The sequence below is a fragment of the Cognatundibacterium jejuense genome (genome assembly GCF_014284255.1).
GTDB classification, from domain to species: domain Bacteria; phylum Pseudomonadota; class Gammaproteobacteria; order Burkholderiales; family Burkholderiaceae_D; genus Undibacterium; species Undibacterium jejuense.
Map to the genome: position 1 here is coordinate 1 of NZ_JACOFV010000026.1, position 21,802 is coordinate 21,802.

A 21,802-nucleotide genomic window follows, 5' to 3' on the forward strand; every position below is an offset into this window, starting at 1 on the left:
TTGGAAAGGCTACCATTGCAACCATTCAGCCGCATCAGCGAACTACTTCCGCACAACTGGAAGCCTGCTCAATAAATCCGATCATCAATCTAAGGATCGGTCAACCTGTGTTGACCGGGTGCTTACGATTCATAAGTCTATTGTGCGAGATAAAGACGTTAAAATTTTTCTTAATCGGCCACGTGTTGGAGACATCATTTCACTTAACTCTAACACCTTAGACTATGTGACCACGCGTACTGAGCGAACAGAAACCGAGTACATTGTCGGAAATGTTACGCGAGTTAATGTACTGAGTCATTTTGGCAGGTTGTTTTCTGACGAAGAAGGCCGAGTTGTTTCTTACGAGCTTGCAAACCCAGATGATCAGCGTGTTCGTGGTCTCGCAATTAAGTCGATGAAAGAAAACAATGATGGCAATGATGGGAAAGTACATCTTAAGGTCTCAAAAATTGTAAGTGCCCAAGGGGTTGTCAAACGCTATATTGTTCACGATATTTTGGAGATATTCTAAATGCCAGCTCAAGCTGAATATTGTGCTGTTTTTACTCAAAAATGTCTTTCGATGGCTGAGTGGGCGGTGTATTGGCAATCTGCTGGCGTGATTGCTACAACTATATTTGGTATTGTCGGGTTGCTCAAAATTTATCAAGAATTAAAACGATTGAACGAGCAAAGAGAAAAAGATATAAGTGATAAAGAGACTGCGGCCAAATTAAAAAGGACTGAATTTTTTTTGGCTCAACATCGCAGGCTCTTTGATGATAAAGACTTGTATTCTGTGCTCTGTTTGATTGATGCTGATTCACCGAAATTGGCAGAAGAAGAAATGTGGGATCAAAAAAGAAAGCTGTTGGCTTTTTTGGAGGAAATTGCACTCTTGGTTAGCTCAAATCAGATTAATAAAGATGTCGCGTTGTACATGTTTGGCTATTATGCAATTTGTGCTCAAGAGGGGAAAAATTTTCGTGTTGGTATTGACCTGTCAAGGAAGTACTGGGAGCTGCTATATCGCTTCGTTGATGATGCTAAAATTTATCTAAAAAATAATGAAAATGGTCCTCCAGCCAACATGACTTTATAAAATTTGTTTGAATTGATTTTGTATTAAATAAGAAGCTACAGGTACGTCCTTTATCTCGGACACAAGCAAAAGAGGGGTGATGTGGGGAAAGGGTCGCCACTTTACACGAGAATTTCGACTCTGCTGACCGACTCTGGTTCGAAAAGATGGCGACTCTGAACTATTGTAACCTCACAGAAAAATAACGTCAAAGAGCATTTTTTTTAAGCACGGTTTTACATTCGAAAAATAGTTTCATTAAATGCAAAGACCTATTATTATATTTTTCAATTCTTATATTTATGCAAAGGTAGGTTAGTTTAAATGAAGACAATGGAAAAATGGGATCAACTAAGGAATGAGCTTGAACAGTTTGTAAATGAGCAGAGTAATGGCATTAATTCCTATAGTGAAGAGCAGCTGATGAAGTTTGATGAGTTAAAGAACGCGCTTAACGATTGCATTAAGATCGTTAGAGACGCACCCAGAGGTTAGTATTTTATTTATTCAAGGGACAGGATGGGTGATTTTGTGAAGCCGTTGAATAGAAAAGCATAGTAATTTAATTGAGATCAATCTGATGTAATGCGTATGCAGCCTTAGGCTTCGTTCTCTCCCAGCCACCATACTGATGATGACACTAGGTTAGTTTTTAGCTCAACTTTACGGTGTTATCCAGATTCAATAGAGTAACTGGTTAAGCCGCTTGCGCGCTTGCCTAAACGATCGGTAAAAAAATAATCGAATTTAGCCATTTTTGGTTAAATGTCGTATAATTGGATTACTGAAGCCGCATAGGTGTCATGCCGAAAGCCTGCTGAAGTCCGAGAATATCGGTATGGTTTAGCTGTTAGCGAGGGGTGATGCAAGCTAAGCGCCGCCACAAGAGATTGTGGTTCCACCTGGAGTGGAATATAAAAGAGAGTTCCTCGCGCCAATTCCGAAAGCTCCCCAAGTGGGAGCTTTCTCCTTTTTTACTTGGGAAATCTGCCTTCCCAGCAATCCCCTAATAGTTCTTCAAATGCAATGGGCTTTCCATATGATGGAGTGTCATACATTACATTTTCAGCGTAGGCTGACTCAATTACTACTTTAATGTATTTTTGTTGGCCGTCAGGGGTAACCTTCCGAAGCTTTATAAACACGTAATAAGTAATTGGTGGTTTTCCTGCGACAATCGGCGCTAGAAGTTCCAGGAAAACAACGTTGTGTTTTTTCGTAAAGTGAACCCTCTCCCTTTCTGTTAGCATTTTACTTATTATTCGCGGAAGCTCTAGTGACAGTTCGTACCTCGCTGTGCAAAAAATTCTATGGCGAGGACTTTCTTGTGATCCGTCGTAAACAAAATGAGAGTTGGGGATTTCTTCGCCTTCTATAGGGCTTCTTGACCAGCAATGACATGAAAACGTCACTTCAACAGGTGCTGTTTTTGATCCGCGCCTTAGTTTGAATGTTGAGTTTTGCCGAAAGGTTTTTAGGTGGGATAGGTCGTATGTCTTTCCATCAATTATGTACTTTTGCTGCATGTCGCTTCTTAAAATGTAAATTTGATGGTTAATACGCAATAATAGCGCATTCCCCGAAGCTGTAGCGTTTGGAGTGTTAATGATGAATTGTAGAACGGGGCTGATAATTGTAGATCGGCATTAGAATGAAAAAAGGGCTTACATCGCTGTAAGCCCTTCTTTTTACTACTTAATTCTTGGTGGCCCGGGGCGGAATCGAACCACCGACACAAGGATTTTCAATCATTATTTCTATCATTTTTCATCACTATGAGAATCTCTAAAAATTAACTAAGTTATTGATTTAAAATGATTTTGTTATTTTCGTTGATTTCCATTAGTTGCCATTGATTGCCATTGTGGTGTAGCCTATACGTAGCCTAATCTGAAATAAGGATAATGTTATGTTTGAATACCCCAGCAAAATAAAGTTAACCAAAAGTGAAATTGATAGATTGCCATTTTCAGCAGAGAAGCAAATAACTATCCATGATTTGCAATTGCAGGGATTTGCAATTCGCATTGGTTCGGCAAGTAAAACTTTCATTGTCTATAAGCGAACGCCATATGGCGTTCCTAAGCGTGTAACAATCGGACGCTATGGACATTTGACCGTTGATCAGGCTCGTGTTTTAGCACAACAGGAATTAGCAAAAATTGCTCAAGGTATTGATCCGAATCAGGTAAAAAAAGAAGCCATTGAAAAACATAAAAAAGATGCTGAAGTAGAAAGCCAAACATTGCAATGGCTATTAGAAGAATATAAGCAGGAACATTTGATTGATGAAAAGGGTGGGAAATCAGGCACGCTAACATCTATGAAATCGTGTATGGATTACATGAGCCAAAGAACTATTACTTTACTCAAAAAGAATCCAAATGATGAGTGGGTCATTGATCGGAAAATTGAGTTAGAAAGCTGGTTGAATCGTCCGTTCCGCCAAATAACAAGAGAAGAAATTTTGGAAAGATTTGATTATTTTAATCGGGCATTACCGACGAAAATATCAAAGAAGGGGTTAGCTCCAATTGTGCGGACCCATCAGGTTGCTTTCACACTTTTAAATTCGGCCTACAATTTTATAATTCCACGATTGCAGTTAGATGAAAAAGAAAATTTCAGGAATCCAGTAGATGTTTTAAAGGTGTACAAGCGCTGGAAAGCTACGAATGTAAAAACTAGACATGTAGAGTTCCAAAAGGTTGAAATTGCAGATTGGTGGAATGCCATTGAAAAATATAGCGAAGTTAATCCAGTAGCGTCAGCATACATTTTATTTAGTTTGCTACAGGCTGGGCGCTCTATTGATATTGCCAATATGCAGTGGAGCCAGGTAGATTTTGAATTAAATCAGGTAACTTATTTTGAAACAAAAAACGGGGAAGACTACACTTTTCCAATAAGTAAATTGGCTTGTGAAATTTTAAAAAAGCTTTGGGAAATTCATCTAAAAATTGATAAGGAAGCGAAAGAATATCCATTTGTTTTTGCTTATCCAGAAAGTGAAACTGGGCATATTCCGCAGGATGCACGACATCATTTCAAACAGCTTGAAGAACTCAGTGGGAAATTTGTTTCTCATCACGATTTACGCAGGACTTGGGGTAGTGCTGCCCATCTAATGCAAGCAGATGGACGGATAATTAATTATTGCTTGAAACATAAAATGACAGATGTTAATGTCCGTTATTTGCTGAGAAACCAAGGGGCAATTCTGGAGACTTTGCAGACAGTGGAAAATTTTTTCATAAGCCAAGTTGAAAAATTTCGCCAAATTAAAACGACTAAAAACTAATCTGCATTTGGTTCCCATATGAATACTGAAGACTTTTTATATAAGCTAAAAAAGCTGCCACCAGATACGCCAATGACTGCGATTCATATCGCAGCTATTTTAGAGACATTATCAGGCAACCTAAAATTAAAGGCTAATACTGATTTTGATAGCCTTTCTCAGTCAAAATTAATTGATGAAGAAATGCTTGCTGATTGGTTAGGTGAATCGCCTTCAACCTTGCAAAAATGGCGAGTAAAAGGTGGTGGTCCGCAATTTGTTCGTCTACCGAAATCTGTTCGTTATTCTGTTGGAGCCGTTAGAGATTGGATTGAAACTCATACCGTATCTTCAACTAGTGAAGCTCATGTAAAGGGTCTCACCAAATTTGAAACTGATGAAGATTTTGGAAAACAAAGTTCTTCATTCTTGGATTTATATCCGGTCATTATTTATGAAAACAAATATCTCGGATTTTTCCGTAGTTTAGATAATGGCTGTGAAATTGAGCCTGATGGTTTTAAGTTGGTAAGAGTAATGACTCTTTCCGCTTTGCAGCCGCCGACAGTGCCAGAAAATCAAAACGAGCTAAAAGATCTGTTGGTTGCGCTGAATGAAATGACGAATTTGATTGCAAAAAATCCTGGTGAAGCCAGAAAAAAATATGGCGACTGGGAAAAAAGAATGACAGATACGCAGCGGTTAGGCTATTTCGAATCCGCGTTGGCATTTAATCTTGATTTCGCCAAAGAAATTGCCGAAGGTTTTTCTCACAATTTCTTGGCTGAAAATTTTAATCCAGCTCTTTGGTTTTGGAAAAATATAGTTGAGCAAGATGAAGTAAATTTTTGCCGTGAAAATCCAGTATATGCATTTGAATATTTGAAAGAAATTGGCGTCAATATTAATCGCCCAGTAGAAATTGTTGATGCACACAACAATGAAATTTTTTCTGGGACTGTAGCTCATATAATGGCAGACACATTCGCTGAAAATTTCCACTTGAATTATCCGAATCAAGAATCCCCATACTATCAGCAATTATTATTAGGTTTATTGGAAAATGGCCTTGATGTAAATTCTGATGACAAGTCCGCCAAAAGTCCAATTTCAATTGCAGAAGAAATCAATCATTCATGCGGGGTTCAGATTAGTCTCTTTGCAAAAGGGTTTAATAGTTTTCAATTGAATAAAAAACTGCAAGCATCTTTATCTGGGGAAACAAAAGAAAAGTTTAAGCAGAATTTTTAGCCCGTGATAATTATCGTTTACTTTCACCTAATAAGTTGGCAGCAATTTTTTTTGCAGTCTCAAAATCTTCGCGTTGAATACAGTCTTTAATTTCAATGATATTAACTGCACTTAAAAATTCTTCATAAATATCGTGTGATTTCAAAATTTGAACGCACGGTTCACAAAGTAATAAGCCTTTCACAAGATATTCCATTTGCGCCATGCTTTCACCAACATCAATGGCGATTCTCCACATCGCCATTATTCCACCTAATAATTTCAAAGACGGAATAAAGTATCCATTGCGGTAAGCCGTAACAACAGCATTAATTTTTGGGTGACTTTCCGGTTTGGAAAAATGCAAATTTCCCCATTCTGATTTCGGTATGAGTAGTTGAGCTACCGTATTAAATCTAACTAAATATGGAGCGCCACGAGACCTCATGTCGTGCATGTCGCCGCAAATCGCATCCACCATTGCCCATAACTCTTTTGATTCATGCGAAAGAGCATCAGATTTAAATTCAAATATTCTCCAAATTGGGACAATTTTATTTTCTTCATACAAACCAGTCTCAAACACAGCTAATGAGCCTGGTACATGCCTTTCTTGGGTAACCCTTTTCAAGACGACTTCATTTGGATTTGCTGATCCAATTTGATAGTCTTTCCACCGAATTTCTGGAATATCCCCGCTCGCTTGCAATCTGTATATAGGAACATCCCCATAGCCGCTAAAGACCAGCTTATTCAGGTCATTTATTTCTCTTGTATTTTTACTTTCGAAGATAAATGAAAGCCACGCCTTGGTTTTCATTCTTTCTAGTAGCGTCTTCTTTGGCGCTCCATTTGCATTTTGGTCTTTAATCAAGATAGCCACCAGAAAATCAAAACGAATAGTGTAGCAAAGAAATACTTGATTCGACCTACGGGTGCAAACTATTAGTTTTAAGTCCTAAGTGGTCTCAACCACTTTTTTTAAAATACCCCCCGCAACAACCACTTTACCAACTAGTGGCGATTGAAGATTAAAAATACAGTAAAACGAAAAAAAATTTAGGGCAAATATTCACGGGTGGAAAGTATTAGTTTTAACACTTAGAAAATCTAAAGCAAAAGAAATATAATTTTTTCGTTGGGCAAATTTAACTAAGGAGATAAAAAATGAACCACCTAAAAAAAAGAAATACCGAGCAAAAAATTTACATGAAAAGTTATGAGCAGCTTTCAGTCAACGAAATGATTGAAGAAGATTGGGATGAATATCTTGATGCCGATACACATGAAGAGTATACCGTGCGAGATTATCAAATCGGCTATTGGGATATGGGTGAGTATGGCGAACAAATTATCAGGGCAACTTGTGAAGAGTTAGCCGAAGACAGTTTTCTTTGCGAATACCAACCAAAGCGAAAATGCCAACCCTACATTGCCCGTTGCGAAACACTTGCCGAAGTAGCAGAACGCATTGCATCAGGTGACAAAAGCTTACCCAGCGATGGACAGACATGGCGATTTGAAGATGCAGGGAATATGTATTACGAAGCAATGTGCCATTGATGTGGAAACGAATTTGGCGATAGAAATTAACATCGCTTAATACTGAAGTATGTAGCAAAAAAAGGAGCAGTAAAAAACATTTAAACGAAAGGAAATCGTATGCGAGTCATTAAAGATGCAATTCAAAATAAGCAGGTTCTATTAATTTTATATAAGGGCTTACCACGAATAATTGAAGCCTATATTTGCGGTAAGAACTCAACAGGTCAAGAGTTTGTTCGTGGCTATCAAATCGGTGGCACAAGTTGTACCGATGATATTGGATGGAAAATATTGGATATGAAAAAAATCCAAGCGGCGATTGAAATACCTGAACACCACTTCGCCAAACCAAGGCAAGGTTATGTCAGAAATGACCCAGTCATTACCACCGTTTATGCACAGGTGTAAAACAGCATAAGCAGTTAATAGCCCAAGACAATAAGAAAAAGTAGTGGGCTATTTAGCAGCCAATGTTAGAAGTAGTAGCAAGAAGTAGAAATAAAAATACAGCGACCATGTCCCCCATAAATAGAGCGATTTTGCTGGAAGTAGCGGCAACCCAACATCTCAAAACTATCTGAGATTGGAAGTAAAAAAAACAAAAATGCAATCCACTATTTAAAAAGGAAAAATCATGGATAACCACCAAAAAAAGCAATTAATTCGTTCTGCAATCTCAGGCATTGAAACCATCATTGATGTTTCAAACCTAGCCGGAATCCCATTAACTAAAACGCTGAATGCAGAAAGCCTTAAATTGTGGGCTGATGTGATTGCAGCTTTGCACGAAGAAATGAGTGGCGAAGAAATGGGAATCATGTTTGCCTTAATTCTTGATGTTGCCAACAGGGGCAACACTATCAGTGAAGTAAAAAATATTTGCGTGATAGATATAGGCGACCAGTTTGCGATGCAGGTTGAATTAAAAACGAGACCTGAACATGCAACGACCATTCATTAATACAACCAATTTATAGCGACGCACCTATGTGTAGAACCCTGAAGTTGGGGTTCACGGTGACACAACGGTTCAGGTCTGCAGGTGCAGGCTTTGAAGTTCCACCGTATCCATGGAAAACAAAAACTCAAAAATATGGAAAAATCATGAACACAACAGATAACTTGAATGAAGCACTTTTAGACCCTTTTGGTGATGCGCCTGTCACCGTTGGAATGACGACCTACACCAGCAATGCTCCAGTGATGGTACAAGCCATGCCAGCAGCAGGTAAAATAAAAGTCGCCCCAGAATTTCAATATGCACAAATGATGGAGCACGATCACTGTGTTGCAAAAAAAGACGAACTTATCTACTGTTGGAATACCAGTTTCTGGAAGTTACAAAAAGATAATGAGAATTCGAAACATGCCTTAAGGTGGTTAGGGAATAATGTTCCACAACGAGCCAATGCAGGAACCGCTGAAAGCTGTGTCAGAACGGCTTTATTGTTGGCACAGCCCTTGCCACCAAAATCACACAACACAATCGTTCCAGTGCATGGAGGCTGGTTTACATTCAACAATGACTTTTCTATTTCATTGAATAAGCCAGACCGACATTTAGGTATTACCCATTGTGTGCCAGTTAAAACAACTTCACCAATTGGCAACTATGTGCCAGCACCAGTTCCAGCCGATTCATTGTTCGGTAAGTTCATTGAATCCTCTTTGCCTGATCCAGCAGTCCGTGAGTTGGTGCAGACTTATGTTGGCTACACCTTATGTTCCCATGTTAAACACCAAACTGGGCATTTGTGGATTGGTCCAAAGGGCAGTAATGGTAAGAGCACCATGCTTAATATTGTGATGGCCTTGCATGAGAACGCTGTTTCCATGCAGTTGGATAAGTTGGAGGGATTTAATTTATCCAATTTGGTCGGTGCAACCTTGGTTGTTTGTGACGAAACGCCCAAGGGAAAAATTGATCAACAGGTTTTGAAGTCCTTAATCTCAGGCGGTACGACTTCCATTAACCGAAAATTCAAGGATGTATTGAGCTATCAGAATTTCGCAAAATTTATTATTTGCGCCAACCACTTACCAGCATTGACAGACCAATCCGATGCCTTTTGGCGTCGTTTGCATGTCGTTGAATGGAACGAGACTTTTACAGGTGACAAACTCGTTCTTGATCTTGATAAAGAAATCATTCAGTCTGAATTGCATATCGTATTGGATTGGGCTTTGGCAGGTTTGCAAAAGTTGGAGCGAGACAAGAAATTCACGATTCCTGAAGCCTCCAAGCATGCTGTTCGTTCAGCCAAAATTGAGTCTAATAATGTTGCCAACTGGGTCGAATCAAATGGAGTGAGCTATTCTGATGCGGATCAGCCATTTAACGACAAAGCTATTCTATTTGAGAACTATAGAGAGTTTTGTCGAGACAATGGTTTTCAAGCTTGTGCTGTTCCTCAGTTCTTTGCCCGATTGCATAGCGAGTTTCCTAAACTTAAAGAAACACGCATGATGATGGGTAAGGGGGCAGATAAAAAACGTGTTCGCTGTGTCAATTTAACGACTGGCGTTTTTTGCAAGGAAGACTTAGTTGAGCAAGTCGCTCTTGAGAAAAACGAAATTGAACAAGCATTTTATGGATAAGAGTTAGCCTATACAGCTAGGCAGAAAGTTATGAATTTTTGATTTTCTGCCTAGCCTGTCCAAGTGTCCAACCCGTCCATGCGCTTTTCAAATCTTGGTGTAAAAATCAATCAGTCCAAAGACAAACGATTAGAATCAAAGTCAGCAGAATCATTATCCACTCCAAATAATGCATAGTCCCTAGGCTCAAGCATTCCTGCACTAATCAATTCCTTTCCTAGCTTTTGCAAATCATTATCTGCCAGCTTAATCACATAAGCACCCGCCAGAATTTTTCGTCTTGTATCTCGCTTTCTTTCTTCCATCGCTTCACGATTTCTAGTTTGCTGAATACGGGCTTCAAGCTCAGCTCTTTGCTGAAGTAGTTTATCTAAGTTCGGTTTGCTCATTTTTTATTTCTCCTGTTTTTATTATTTGAGCGTTGACATTTTAAATTGGCGCTGTATTTAATAAATAACAAAGAAAAAAGTAACGTCAAGCGCAAAAGGCAAAAAAATAAAACAGCGAAATGCGCACTTATACGTTGAGATAAATCTCTCAACGTGTGCTCAAAGCTGAATGCCCAAACAAAGACGTTCAGGAGAACATATATGGCAATTTACCACTTGAGTGTAAAAATTATTTCAAGGTCCAGCGGGAGAAGTTCAACCTCTGCTGCCGCATATAGAGCTGGAGTAAAAATCCACGAAAACCGCACCGGTCAAACTTTTGATTACACAAGAAAAAAAGAAGTGTCTTATCGCCGTATCTTCACACCACCCAATGCACCGCAATGGATGAAAGACCGTGAACAGCTTTGGAATGCCATAGAACAGTCTGAAACCAGAAAGGACTCACAAACCGCCAAAGAAATAATCGTCGCTTTACCGCACGAACTAAGCCCTTCACAGCACATTATTTTGCTGGAGCGATTTGTGCATACTCAGCTAACTAGCAAAGGAATAATTGCTGACGTAGTTATCCATAATAAACCCAATAACGTACATGCGCATATTTTACTAACCACTCGTGAAATCAATATCACCAACGATGGTTTTGGTAAGAAAATGCGAGACCTAAATTCAAAGCTGCAATTACAAGAATGGCGCGAACAATGGGCAAGGCACTGTAATAGAAGGCTGTCAATTGCAAGTAGCAAATCCCGAATAGACCATCGCAGTTTACAAGATCAAGGACTAGACCAAATTCCGACCGTCCACGTCGGTGCAAATTGTCATGCAATGGATAAACGAGGCATCACCTCAAAACGAAAGGAACTCAACACACTAATCAAGGAGAAAAATATGAGTAACGAAAAAAATAAACAATTCATCGCTTCATTGAAACTGGAAGGTGAAACCAGCCCAATCCAGCAAGAAATTGTTCAAGCAAAAAAATCCAAGCATTTATTCTTAAATCCAACCGACACAAAGAACAATAAAAAATATCGTGACGCAATTTTTGCCAGAACCTACATTCCGATTTTGTTGGAGATATTTGCCAGTGATTGCAAAGGAGTGGACGAGATTGAAACCGAGATTGGCACATGCTTTCAAATCAATCTCAATGGCGGTGGCAAAATTTATGACTATGGTAGTCAAATCAAAATAGCGAGTGGTACAGACGAAGAAATCAAAGTCGCCATTAAGTTGGCAGTAGAAAAGGGTTGGCAAGGGCTTCACTTAACTGGCAGTGATGAATTTAAATCACAGGTATTTTTGGAGGCGGTTCTATCAGGGGCATTCAGACCAGAACAAATCACAGGCTATAAACCAAGCAAATCCGACCTTGAAGTCATACGTGATTGCAAACCTGCATTGAAGATTGCCAACGATACCAACATCATTAAAAGCTATGTCGTTGAAAAATCAGATGGCAGTGGCACAGATGGTGCGGAAGCAAAGGTGCAAATTCCAAGGTTGAAGTTTTAATCTGATAAAAATTTATGTAATTTTCACCTTCAAATGGCGATGATTAATAAAAAAGCTAAATTGGGTCTCATTTCCCGTGGATCTATATCCATCTTAGAACGTACCATAAGGTAATTGTTTTTAAAGTTACCTATATGGACGAACAGTCAAAAAGTGCTTGCTTGATTAGATTTGGAGAAAGTCTTCGCGGACTCCGTTTGGAAGCGGGTTTTTCACAAGAAGAATTGGCTGAGCGTGCAAATATTGATCGAAGCTATCTTGGTGCGATTGAGCGAGGTGAGCACAATGTCGCACTCTTAAATATCATAAAGATTGCTAACGCCTTAAGCTTAAATCCATGTCAATTGCTAGAGGTTTTTTCTATGGAAAAAGGGATAAGATAATGGCGGTAATCGTTGCTGAGTACCTTGGAGTTCGTACTGATACAGGTATTAAAATTACTCCTATACCAATAGGTAAAAACATCGGCCCTTCAGGTAAGCCTATCGTTGCGTGTCCGTTCAAAAACTCTCATTGTGATAAAGCAAAACGAGGTGATAAACCCGTTTGTTCTTTGCGCGATTCCGAAACAAACGAATTGTGGATTGTGTGTTCTCACCGTCTATGTGCGACTCAAAAGGGAAGTGGAAAGTCTCCGATGCCATTGAGTGCCCATCAAAAAAATATCCTTCTTGCTGTGGCAAAAGAAGTTTTTGACCCTTCAATTACAAATAATGAAGTATTAGTAAATAGGGAGGTGCCAATTCCTGTAACTCAAGATAGTGATTATTCTGCTGATTATGTGATGTGGAGAAAAAATCCGACATTGATTACATCATTTAATCCAGATAGACCTATTGTTTTAGAAATGCAGGGCGGTGGTGAGACGACAAGCACTGGTGATTTAACTAAGCATATTACTGAATGGGAAAACGGGCGTGCTGAATTGACTAGCCCTGTGAGCAAAACTGCGCCATTGGTAACCAATGCGTGGCGAAGGCAGCAGGAGCAATTTTTAGTTAAAGGGAATACAGCGATGCTAACCGGTGGTCGTATGGTTTTTTGTATTGGCTCAATGATCTATGATTATCTAATACCGAGACTAACTAATACTACAATTTTCCCGCCGTTAAAAAATGCTAATTGGACATTGGCATTACTAACATTTATTGAGGATAAATCAGCGGAATTAAGTTCTCATTCTCCACCGAATTCAATTCCTTTGAAGATAGATACAAGCCGATCACTTTTTACCAACTACGGGTTTTTTGTACAGGCGATTACTAATCAAGGAACCGCATGCAATGCAATGTTTCAAGGACCTTACGTTGATTTAGTTTGATTGCTTTTTTGTTTTCTTAAGTTCCTTATTCCATTCATTTTCAACAGCCATGATTCTTTGCCCTATCCAATGAACTATATGGACACAAACGGCATTTCCTACCGCTCGGTATCTATTTCCGTCCAATGTTTGGGAAATCCCTGAAGTGTCTCGCACTCTGAAGGCATCAACCGTCTTACATACAGCGTCGGCGCTGCCCCTGCTGTCGAGCGTGTAGCTTTCCCCGTCATTTCGGTAGCCTTTTGCTTGCGGGCCGGCTTCGGATTTTCTTCCAATGCTTGCGTGTTGGATAGCAAAGATATTTGCTTCTTTATCGCTTTCTCTAATTGAGTTGAAAGTGGTTTCTCTCTTGCCGATGCCCGATCTAGAAGCGATTGCAAATGGACCTGACTCAAAAAGTACTTGAGCGGAGCGGAGGTTTCCAAGACTTGCGACAACATAGACTCTTCTACGACGTTGGGGTGTTCCAAAATATTTTGCGTCAAATACTCGCCACGAAACGCCATACCCGAGTTCATCCAACTTTTCGAGGAGAACTTGGAAATCTTTTCCTTGGTGGCTGTTGAGTAACCCTGGGACGTTTTCAATAATGACCCATCTTGGTTTGTTACTTGCGATAAGTTCAGCATATTTGTAGAAGAGTCCACTTCTTTCACCTTCTAATCCTTTACGTTTGCCTTGATTTGCCAAAGAGAGATCTTGGCAAGGAAATCCACCGCACCACACTTCTGCAGAACTTGGAATATCGGATGGATTAACTTTTCCAATATCTTCGAATAATGGCACTTTAGGCCAATGTTGCTTGAGAACTTTTTGGCAAAATTTATTTATTTCGCATTGGAACACAATTTTCATTCCAGCCTTCTCGAGACCTAAATCAAAACCGCCAATTCCTGCAAAAAATGAAGCTACTTTAAGCATGCATATATATCCAAAAAATTTCGGGTATCATATCCCGCAGGTGGGTAATAAGCAAGAAAATTTTATTGTCTGAAGCAAAAATAGTCAGGCTTGTACCAAGTAAATTTAACTGTTTAAATATACAGTGCATTTAATTTATTTTGAATAAAAAGAATGTTTTAAAGTATTTTTTTGTGGTTTTTGTCCCTCATTTTTAAATGGCTAAGTTGTAATTTCTGTTTGGCAGTTTTGTTCAAATTTATGAAAATGATTTAATCAAGGCTCCATAAGAACTAGTACCAACAACATTCTTCTGATAAAGTCATTGTTGGCATGGGTTTCTTACGCCTTATATTAATCAGATCTTCAAAGGAATGCCACCCATCGCTGCCAGTTTTGGTTGAGCACCTAAGATATGGCGAAGATCATCTCTGAGCAGCAATGCGTAAATCAGTCCTATTCCCCACAAAGGAATCAACACTACGCAAATGAATACGACAGTTTTACTTCGTCTCCAGTAATACAATTTTCTATCGGGTAGCTTGACGCCAATAATCCGATTGCCAATCAAATACAAAGTAACTTCACGACCAAGACCCCGCTCAATGAAATCGTTCAGACTTCGTGTGGTTCTCAGTTTTTGCAAAATCTGATCACCAATTTCTATAGTGTCGTAGTGTGTAAATGATTTGCCGATTTGATTGACACTAGATGTGCCACTACCCAACATTGTTAGAACGCCTGTTACTTCACGCATGTTTTTTCCCTTTCACTATTTAATGCCGCACAGAATTGATGAATCTATGCGGGACTATTGGTAAGACTGATTAAATTAAGGCATGACACCGAACGAGAAATATGCGGGACCATTGGCGAAGTTATTGCCAGTATTATTGCCAGTCACTAGCAGACCTGCTGGAGAAGAAATGAGGTAGTTGATCGTACCGTCCGACACCGTAGCTGTAGCAATGCCAGTGATAGGAGTATTGGCTGTCAATGCGATGTTTTGGCTTTTTACAATAAGGTTTTGTAAGGATGCTGTTAATGGATTTTGAATACCATCGGTGGTGTTTAGGACGTAACTTCCAGCCACAGGGTTCCACGCGGTTTGGGGTACGCCTAACCACATACCCGTCACAATCCCGCCACCACCTGTATCATTTTCTGTCACCACCAGTGTGCTATTCGCACCAGTACCTACCATAAATGCAGTCGCTCGTACTAAACCACCAGATGAAAGATCGAAGGCATAACTACTGCCAGAATGTGCGGCGAAATTACCAGTCGCTGTCGCAGTGGAACAGGTAGAAGTATTTTTGCACATACTCCAATTGCCGAGGTTATCAATCGTGATGGTGGCATAGGACATGCGGGTCTGAGCAGGAGTGCTTCCGGTGTCATGCTGATAGCGAAGCACATTATAAGTGCCTTGCAAAGCTCCAAGATTGGTATTAGAAGCTAATGCGGTACTATCCATCAGGAAGACAGGCTGATCATTTCCATTGACGAGCGTATGCGAAACACCTAACGCACCATTGCTTTGCATGACCGTGCGCATGCTAGTGTTGGAATTCCCTGTACTATCCATGCAAGCTTTATTCAAAGGTGCTGGGGCATTCGCGTCCTGGACCAGATTCAATGTGCCAGATAAATTACCCGAATACGTTAATGTCGTGCCACCATTGGAAAATTGCGCAGAACCGGCTCCACCAGTTAGGGCTACAGCTATCAATGGATGAGTATTGGCAATCGCACAGTTAGTTATCGTGCCACCAGTGCCGCCACTACTGCCACTTCCTGAGCCACTTCCAGAATTTGTGCTTGTCGTATTACTCCCATTCCCGCCACCACCACAGGCTGCAAGAGTAAGTGCAATTAGTGTCCCAACTACGATTTTTAGCTTCATGTTATCCCCATACAATAGTTTAAATTAATTTGCTTGCAAATAAGTCAAAATACTATTTGGAGAAAGTTAAACTAGATATAGAACACATGTTCTATAGTGGGTGTTCTGAATCGTAACTTAGGAGATTCTGGTAAATTTCGCCTTTAAATAAATCACCTGATTTGATTAATTATTTTAGCCAGTTCGGCCTTGCCAGAAATCCCGAATTTCGAGTAAATGCTATGAGCCTGATTTCTTACTGTCGCAGGTTGATTACCTAGTTTCTGGGCGATTGCTTTGTATGTTTCATTACGAACCAACATCTCAGCAATGACTAACTCCGTTGGCGATAAATTTTCAAAGGTCATCGTTTTTCTGAAATTTAAAAACAACAAATCTTTTTGACGCCTAGCAGTCAGAACGAACATCTTTCCGATATAAATTCTTTCTGATGTTGATCCTAAGTTTTCTAACAAAATCGAAGGAAGAAATGGCGGAATCCATGTATGAAATTCTTTGAATAAAAAATCTTCTGCAACATCATCTATAAAAAGAAGCGCACCTTCTAGTGAACAAATTGCAGTGCCATTTACCGGATTTTTTACTTCACTTATTCTATGTATTTGTCGGTTAATGGCAAAGGCTTGAAATACATGGGGGAAGATAATATTCGCTTTACAATTATCGTTTTGAACGTATTCAGCATTATTTTTGCGTCGCCAAAGTGAGAGCGTTTGAAATCGATTTGGCATTGGCGGCGCGAGTACCATAACCATGGTTTGAATGCATTCCGTTTTTATTCCATAAGCAGCAACATTTGATTTGATGCCCTTGTCATAAACCGATAAGGTGACTGAATTTCCTTTATTTTTAAATGCCATTGCTAATGACGGATCTGCACTGGTTAATTTATTTTGTCCTTCTACAAATTCAGGTTCAAGATAGTTTTGTCTTGCGTGTAATTTATCGTAGGTGGAAATATTATGAGCCGCAGCAGATAGCAGTTTTATTCCAGAAGTATCCGAAGTGTTAAAATCGCAGAATCCACCTGAATCAAAATTAATTTCTCTTTTTATAAGCGAAAAAATTTTGTCTGAAAATTCAGAAACGCACGTATTCTGACTTGCATGATAAATATCCAGCAATAAATTGTTTATTTCATTCATAAAAATCACATTGCAGTCAATACGTTAAAATAAAGTTACTCATTCCAGCGTTGGCAAAACTATTGTAATTACCGATTCCAGTATTACCTAGATCGAAATTTGGGATATTTATTTCAGCTAATCGTGATAACTATTCTCCGACGATAGCAAGTCGAGCTAAATTAAAGTAGCTTTCATATGCCGCGCCTATAGCAAGTATTTTTAATATTGATGAAAACTATCCTAAATTTAGGTCAATTTAGCGCAAAAATGACAACTTGGATATGCTTGTGAACTAAATTGGGACAAATATTGAAAAATTTCTTTACGGCATCTTTTGGTTAAGTCAAATGGAAAATAACGTTTTTCACCTACCCCAATTCACACCCACCGCAAAAAAAATGTGGATGGCAATTCCATTGAATTTCCGTAATCAACTGCTGGAAAATGTATATTGTGGTGAATGCAGGGGTGTAACCACCATCACCAATTATTCTGGTTCAGTGAAATCAGGAACGCTTATATTGTCTGGAAAATGCAAAGCTTGCGGTGCTGAAGTTGCCAGGGTTATTGATTGAAATTTCCCATTGGTTCTGCTCGGTTCTGCGGCGAAAAAAATCAGTGTAGAACCTTGAAAGCCTTGTTCGGCATAACTTTCCCTACAGGTTCTGCGGTTCTACTCTAAATAATTGATATAAAGAAGAAGAGCAGAAAGACTACTGCGCTTTTTACATGTACCAAACTTCCATGATTTGAGCAGAACCAGTTTTTTCGCTGAAAATCCCTGATTAATAAGGTTTGCATGGTTCTACTCGGCTGAAAGTCAATGCCTGCAATGGTTTGAAAATAAGAGCCTTATTCAGTAAGGCTTTCACGGTTCTGCTCTTTTTTGAAAAAATGCAAATCTAAGCCATTGTTCAGTTTGTCCAAGTAGCCCAAGCCGATTCCTAAACCTCCGCAATAAAATCTTCAACAGCAGCCCCCCCAAGCCAATTCCACGGCATCTCTATTTTTGCCCGTCAATCTATCTGCAACACCTTTTTCTCGTCTCGCTAAAAACGCCAAGATTTGCACGTCTGCGAATCAACACAAGCATTCCCCTTCGGGATTTTCTGCAATCGGTTCTCTCTTCGTTACGACTGCGATTTTGACAAATTGCTTGCATTGCTTCTTGTCCAGCCATGCCATTCGTGGCTTAGGCGAAACGACTCAAAAATGATGCAGATAAACGGGTTGTGAAGTCTGCAAAAACAGAGCAAGTCAAAATCAACTTCAGGCTCAACCAGCCTAAAAACGATACGAAAGCAGAGAACACCATGAGCACATTTTTCGCACAGCCTTATAGCTTGGATGCAGTCGGTTTTTACTTTGAGACATTGGAGTCATACACCGAGAATTCAGAAAACCTGCTGGACGCCTTTGGCAACTCTGTAGAGGAGTTTGAAATTCAATTCATAGATGGTGACAATTGCGAGTTGTTTTCAGCGTGTGGCATCAATCAAGCCAATTTAAACCGATGGTTTGAAACCATTGCAGATTTAGCCGAACATGAAAAAACAGCCTTGTATTACTTGTGCAGTGTTTCAGGCTATAACTTGGAAAATGCTTTGGATAAGCTGGAAGATGTGAATTTGTCCGAAGGCAGTTTGAAAGACGTAGCAGAAAATCTGTTTGATGAATTCTACTTAAACGACGTTCCGGAATCAGTGCGTGCTTATATTAATTACGAAAAATATGCGCGAGACTGCGAAATGGGTGGCGACTTATACGAGTTTGATTTTGAAGGCACAACCTGGACATGCACCAATGCTTCAAGCATTTAGTCAAAATAACGTGGACAAGGCGGGCAGGTTGGACTTGCCTACAGAAAGAACGTGTTTTGATTGAAAATTTTGATAGGCTACGGCGTAGCCTATACGTAGCCTAGACACCAAAAAACAAAAAAGGGTTAGTGCCTACTACGGCTCTAACCCTTGATGTACTTGGTGGCCCGGGGCGGAATCGAACCACCGACACAAGGATTTTCAATCCTCTGCTCTACCGACTGAGCTACCAGGCCAAGACCACGCATTATAGAGATGAGTTCGATGAAAAGCAAGCCCTTGGCCGAAAAAAGCTTTTTCTTGCTGGGCGCGGGGCTTGGTATGGGGCTTGATGTGGCTCATCTGCAGTGGTGACTGAGGGGCGTATAATGGTGGGATTGTCTATGCGGAAGGTCTGGTTATGACGGCTCAGGTTCATGATTGTGATATTTGTATTGTTGGTAATGGCGCGGTAGGTAAAGCGGCGGCATTGGGTTTTGCGCAAGCGGGTTTGCGGGTGGCGGTGTTGTGTCGCAGTGCTGCGCCGACGCCGGTGTCGGCGGACTGGGATGTCCGGGTGTTTGCTCTTAACCATGTTGCGCATACATTGTTGTCCTCCTTGAAAGTGTGGGATGCGCTGGATTTGCAGCGTGTGGCGCCTGTCACTGAAATGCAGGTTAAAGGTGGTAATGCGCCTGAGGATGGCCAATTGGGTTTTGATGCCTATGGTGCCCGTAGCGAAGAATTGGCGTGGATTGTTGAAGATAGAAATTTAAATCACGCGCTCGATACCGCGATGAAGTTTGCCCAAAACTTGACGCTGGTGACTGGTCAGGCAAAGCAAATGCAATGGCAGGAAGATGCTGCCGTGGTGATGTTGGAAGATGGCGCATCGATCAAGGCGAGTCTGGTGGTGGGGGCTGACGGTTCGCAATCCTGGGTGCGTGGTCAATGTGATATTGGTCTTGATTATCGTTCTTATGGTCAAAAAGGCGTGGTCACGAATTTTGAATGTGAAAAACCGCATCATGGTGTTGCCCATCAATGGTTTGTTGAAAAGCTGGGTATTATTGCCTTGTTGCCTTTGCCGGGTAACCGGGTTTCTTTAGTCTGGTCTGCGCCAGATACATTGGCTGATACTTTGCTGCGTGAGCCTCTGTCGGCCTTGGTGGCTCGTCTTGAAGAATATTGTCTGGATGTATTGGGTCATTTAACGCCAGTGCTGCCAGAAGACATTAAAGCGTTTCCATTGACGCTGATGCGCCCGCATAGCATGATCGGGCAACGTGTGGCGCTCATTGGGGACGCGGCACACGTCGTACACCCACTAGCGGGGCATGGCATGAATCTGGGCTTCGGGGATGTTGCTAGTCTGTTGGAATTGGTCAAAGCGCGTGAAGATCATCGTGATTGCGGCGATGCCCGGTTGCTGGAGCGCTATCGTCGCGCCCGCAAAGAAGAAGTGTTTCTGATGCAAATGACCACCGACGGTCTGGCGCGCTTGTTTGGCTCAGATCTGGCACCATTGCGTCTGGCACGTAATTTTGGATTGAACTTACTGAACCGTTTACCAGTCATAAAAGGCAAATTAATCTCTCACGCAATGGGCAGTAAATAAACATTGCAATATATGAATGTAAATGACCTTTGAAGCATGGTGGTCACACAAGGAATCAAAATGGATTTAAAGCAATGTATGGCAGGTTTGACGATGGCCGTTACGTTCTCAATGGCTGGCTTGGTGGTAGCTCAGACGCCGCAAGAAGTAGCGATCAAAAAATTGGTAGAGCCACGATTAGGTGACGGCGTTAAGGTTGATTCCGTGACTAAAACGCCGTATGCCGGTTTGTATGAAGTCAGAGTTGGTTCAGAAGTGCTCTACACAGATGACAAAGCGCAGTTTTTATTTATTGGTAACGTAATCGATACGAGAACTGGTGCCAACTACACCCGTGCGCGAGTGGATGAAATCAACAAAATTAAATTCTCTGATTTGCCATTGGAAATGGCTTTGAAAACGGTCAAAGGTGATGGGAAGCGCGTGATTGCTGTGTTTGAAGATCCCAATTGCGGCTACTGCAAACGTTTCCGTCAGACTCTGGCAGGGATGGACAACATCACCGTCTATACGTTTATGTACAATATTCTTGCCGAAGATTCGACAGTGAAGTCCAAAAACATCTGGTGCTCCGCTGACCGCAACAAGGCGTGGGATGAATGGATGATTAACGGCAAAGTCGCGCCGAATGCCCCTGCCAATTGTGTGACGCCAAATGAAAAAGTATTGGAGTTAGGCCATAAATTGAATATACGTGGCACACCCGCTATTTTCTTTATGGATGGAACCCGTGTTCCTGGTGCTATGGATGCTAAAGCCTTGGAAGAAAAATTTGCCAGCCTGAAGTCTGGCAAGGCAAATTAATATTTTCAACTCATTTCTCCGCTTATCTATTTAACGAGATTGTTGATGACGATACCCGCAAACTGGACAGGGATTTTACTGGCCGCAGGACGTGGGCGTCGCTTTGATCCGCTGGGGGATGAGGATAAATTACGCCAAATTCTCCCTGGCGGGTCCAGCATTGCTTGCCGGAGCGCAGCGCAATTGCAAGCCGTTTTACCTGATCTTTGTGTGGTTGTGCGTCCCGATAACCAGCAATTGATACAGCAACTACAGCAAAGTAACTATCCGGTTTTAATTTGTTCAGAAGCAGATGAAGGTATGGCCGCATCCCTGACGGCGGCGTTGCGACATACCAAAGTTAGTGCCGGGTGGATTGTTGCTTTGGCTGATATGCCGTTTGTGCAGCAGACGACCATTGCACTGGTATTGCAAGCTTTACAGAATGGCGCAGATATTGTCGTGCCAGTTTTTGGGGGGCGCCGCGGGCATCCAGTGGGGTTCTCCCACCATCATTTACCTGAGTTATTGGGCCTCACTGGTGATCAGGGTGCACGCATGCTATTGCAAAAATATCCAGTGCTGGAAGTTGTGGTGAATGATCCTGGTATTCTTCAGGATATTGATAATCCCGCCGATTTGCAGACATATCTACCTAAAATCTGAACTTCTTCGTCAATCTTTTATCCGGATATGTCCTTCATTTACGATCAGATATATCT

At 40.8% G+C, this 21,802-nt stretch carries 23 protein-coding genes and 1 tRNA gene; 16 read left to right on the forward strand and 8 right to left on the reverse strand.

Going from position 1 to position 21,802, the window contains the following annotated elements; translation table 11 throughout:
- On the forward strand, positions 1-514 hold a 514-nt coding region (locus H8K32_RS19185), incomplete at its 5' end, for a hypothetical protein (protein WP_222613201.1).
- A complete protein-coding gene (locus H8K32_RS19190; protein WP_246447510.1) occupies positions 515-1,084 on the forward strand; it encodes a hypothetical protein in 570 nt (189 codons plus the stop codon). It begins immediately after the preceding gene.
- 953 nt (positions 1,085-2,037) lie between these two features.
- Here H8K32_RS19190 and H8K32_RS19195 read toward each other — a convergent pair.
- Positions 2,038-2,589, reverse strand: a complete 552-nt coding sequence (locus H8K32_RS19195; RefSeq protein WP_186914176.1) for a hypothetical protein — start codon at positions 2,587-2,589, stop codon at positions 2,038-2,040.
- A gap of 383 nt (positions 2,590-2,972) precedes the next feature.
- On the opposite strand from H8K32_RS19195, the gene H8K32_RS19200 reads away from it, so the two are divergent.
- Together H8K32_RS19200 and H8K32_RS19205 are read left to right on the forward strand one after the other, a co-directional pair.
- A complete protein-coding gene (locus H8K32_RS19200) occupies positions 2,973-4,364 on the forward strand; it encodes a tyrosine-type recombinase/integrase (protein WP_186914177.1) in 1,392 nt (463 codons plus the stop codon).
- An 18-nt stretch (positions 4,365-4,382) separates the two neighbouring features.
- Positions 4,383-5,594, forward strand: coding sequence for a helix-turn-helix transcriptional regulator (locus H8K32_RS19205; RefSeq protein WP_186914178.1), 1,212 nt, complete (start codon positions 4,383-4,385; stop codon positions 5,592-5,594).
- Between the two features lie 10 nt (positions 5,595-5,604).
- Here the strand turns inward: H8K32_RS19205 and H8K32_RS19210 are convergent, their stop codons facing one another.
- Entirely contained in the window at positions 5,605-6,447 is an 843-nt protein-coding gene (locus tag H8K32_RS19210) for a hypothetical protein (RefSeq protein ID WP_186914179.1), read from the reverse strand.
- A gap of 293 nt (positions 6,448-6,740) precedes the next feature.
- Here H8K32_RS19210 and H8K32_RS19215 point away from each other — a divergent pair, with 293 nt between their 5' ends.
- From H8K32_RS19215 to H8K32_RS19230, 4 genes are all read left to right on the forward strand, one after another.
- A complete protein-coding gene (locus tag H8K32_RS19215) occupies positions 6,741-7,136 on the forward strand; it encodes a hypothetical protein (protein WP_186914180.1) in 396 nt (131 codons plus the stop codon).
- 99 nt (positions 7,137-7,235) lie between these two features.
- Entirely contained in the window at positions 7,236-7,526 is a 291-nt protein-coding gene (locus H8K32_RS19220; protein ID WP_186914181.1) for a hypothetical protein, read from the forward strand.
- 226 nt (positions 7,527-7,752) lie between these two features.
- A complete protein-coding gene (locus H8K32_RS19225) occupies positions 7,753-8,079 on the forward strand; it encodes a hypothetical protein (protein WP_186914182.1) in 327 nt (108 codons plus the stop codon).
- 143 nt (positions 8,080-8,222) lie between these two features.
- Positions 8,223-9,716, forward strand: a complete 1,494-nt coding sequence (locus H8K32_RS19230) for a DNA primase family protein (RefSeq protein ID WP_186914183.1) — start codon at positions 8,223-8,225, stop codon at positions 9,714-9,716.
- 110 nt (positions 9,717-9,826) lie between these two features.
- Here H8K32_RS19230 and H8K32_RS19235 read toward each other — a convergent pair whose 3' ends face one another.
- Entirely contained in the window at positions 9,827-10,105 is a 279-nt protein-coding gene (locus H8K32_RS19235; RefSeq protein WP_186914184.1) for a hypothetical protein, read from the reverse strand.
- A 201-nt stretch (positions 10,106-10,306) separates the two neighbouring features.
- Here H8K32_RS19235 and mobQ point away from each other — a divergent pair, with 201 nt between their 5' ends.
- The 3 genes from mobQ to H8K32_RS19250 all read left to right on the forward strand — a co-directional run bounded on the left by mobQ (position 10,307) and on the right by H8K32_RS19250 (position 12,947).
- Positions 10,307-11,626 carry a MobQ family relaxase gene (gene mobQ, locus H8K32_RS19240; RefSeq protein WP_186914185.1) on the forward strand — a complete coding sequence of 440 codons (1,320 nt, stop codon included), beginning with the start codon at positions 10,307-10,309 and terminating at the stop codon, positions 11,624-11,626.
- A 134-nt stretch (positions 11,627-11,760) separates the two neighbouring features.
- Entirely contained in the window at positions 11,761-12,009 is a 249-nt protein-coding gene (locus tag H8K32_RS19245; RefSeq protein ID WP_186914186.1) for a helix-turn-helix domain-containing protein, read from the forward strand.
- Positions 12,009-12,947: a restriction endonuclease gene (locus tag H8K32_RS19250; RefSeq protein WP_186914187.1), complete on the forward strand. Its 939-nt coding sequence runs from the start codon at positions 12,009-12,011 to the stop codon at positions 12,945-12,947. The genes H8K32_RS19245 and H8K32_RS19250 overlap by 1 nt, the downstream gene beginning before the upstream one ends.
- Here the strand turns inward: H8K32_RS19250 and H8K32_RS19255 are convergent.
- The 4 genes from H8K32_RS19255 to H8K32_RS19270 all read right to left on the reverse strand — a co-directional run bounded on the left by H8K32_RS19255 (position 12,939) and on the right by H8K32_RS19270 (position 16,898).
- Complete coding sequence (locus H8K32_RS19255) at positions 12,939-13,868, reverse strand: DNA cytosine methyltransferase (protein ID WP_186914188.1); 930 nt, start codon at positions 13,866-13,868, stop codon at positions 12,939-12,941. The genes H8K32_RS19250 and H8K32_RS19255 overlap by 9 nt on opposite strands.
- A 337-nt stretch (positions 13,869-14,205) precedes the next feature.
- Positions 14,206-14,604, reverse strand: a complete 399-nt coding sequence (locus H8K32_RS19260) for a hypothetical protein (protein WP_186914189.1) — start codon at positions 14,602-14,604, stop codon at positions 14,206-14,208.
- A gap of 75 nt (positions 14,605-14,679) precedes the next feature.
- Positions 14,680-15,753, reverse strand: a complete 1,074-nt coding sequence (locus H8K32_RS19265; RefSeq protein WP_186914190.1) for a hypothetical protein — start codon at positions 15,751-15,753, stop codon at positions 14,680-14,682.
- 152 nt (positions 15,754-15,905) lie between these two features.
- Positions 15,906-16,898 carry a helix-turn-helix transcriptional regulator gene (locus H8K32_RS19270; RefSeq protein WP_186914191.1) on the reverse strand — a complete coding sequence of 331 codons (993 nt, stop codon included), beginning with the start codon at positions 16,896-16,898 and terminating at the stop codon, positions 15,906-15,908.
- Between the two features lie 329 nt (positions 16,899-17,227).
- On the opposite strand from H8K32_RS19270, the gene H8K32_RS19275 reads away from it, so the two are divergent.
- Both H8K32_RS19275 and H8K32_RS19280 read left to right on the forward strand, forming a co-directional pair.
- Positions 17,228-17,455 carry a hypothetical protein gene (locus tag H8K32_RS19275; RefSeq protein ID WP_186914207.1) on the forward strand — a complete coding sequence of 76 codons (228 nt, stop codon included), beginning with the start codon at positions 17,228-17,230 and terminating at the stop codon, positions 17,453-17,455.
- Between the two features lie 738 nt (positions 17,456-18,193).
- Positions 18,194-18,700 (forward strand): antirestriction protein ArdA, encoded by a 507-nt coding sequence (locus H8K32_RS19280; RefSeq protein WP_186914192.1) that lies wholly within the window; start codon positions 18,194-18,196, stop codon positions 18,698-18,700.
- Positions 18,701-18,860: 160 nt separating this feature from the next.
- On the opposite strand, the gene H8K32_RS19285 is transcribed toward H8K32_RS19280, so the two are convergent.
- Positions 18,861-18,936: transfer RNA gene (locus tag H8K32_RS19285), tRNA-Phe, on the reverse strand.
- A 164-nt stretch (positions 18,937-19,100) separates the two neighbouring features.
- Here H8K32_RS19285 and H8K32_RS19290 point away from each other — a divergent pair.
- The 3 genes from H8K32_RS19290 to H8K32_RS19300 all read left to right on the forward strand — a co-directional run bounded on the left by H8K32_RS19290 (position 19,101) and on the right by H8K32_RS19300 (position 21,746).
- Complete coding sequence (locus H8K32_RS19290) at positions 19,101-20,297, forward strand: UbiH/UbiF family hydroxylase (protein ID WP_186914193.1); 1,197 nt, start codon at positions 19,101-19,103, stop codon at positions 20,295-20,297.
- 93 nt (positions 20,298-20,390) lie between these two features.
- The gene (locus H8K32_RS19295) at positions 20,391-21,101 is read left to right on the forward strand and encodes a DsbC family protein (RefSeq protein WP_246447512.1); all 711 of its coding nucleotides are present in this window, start codon (positions 20,391-20,393) and stop codon (positions 21,099-21,101) included.
- A gap of 45 nt (positions 21,102-21,146) precedes the next feature.
- On the forward strand, positions 21,147-21,746 hold the full coding sequence (locus H8K32_RS19300) for a nucleotidyltransferase family protein (protein ID WP_186914195.1): 600 nt from the start codon (positions 21,147-21,149) through the stop codon (positions 21,744-21,746).
- Positions 21,747-21,802: the final 56 nt, after the last annotated feature.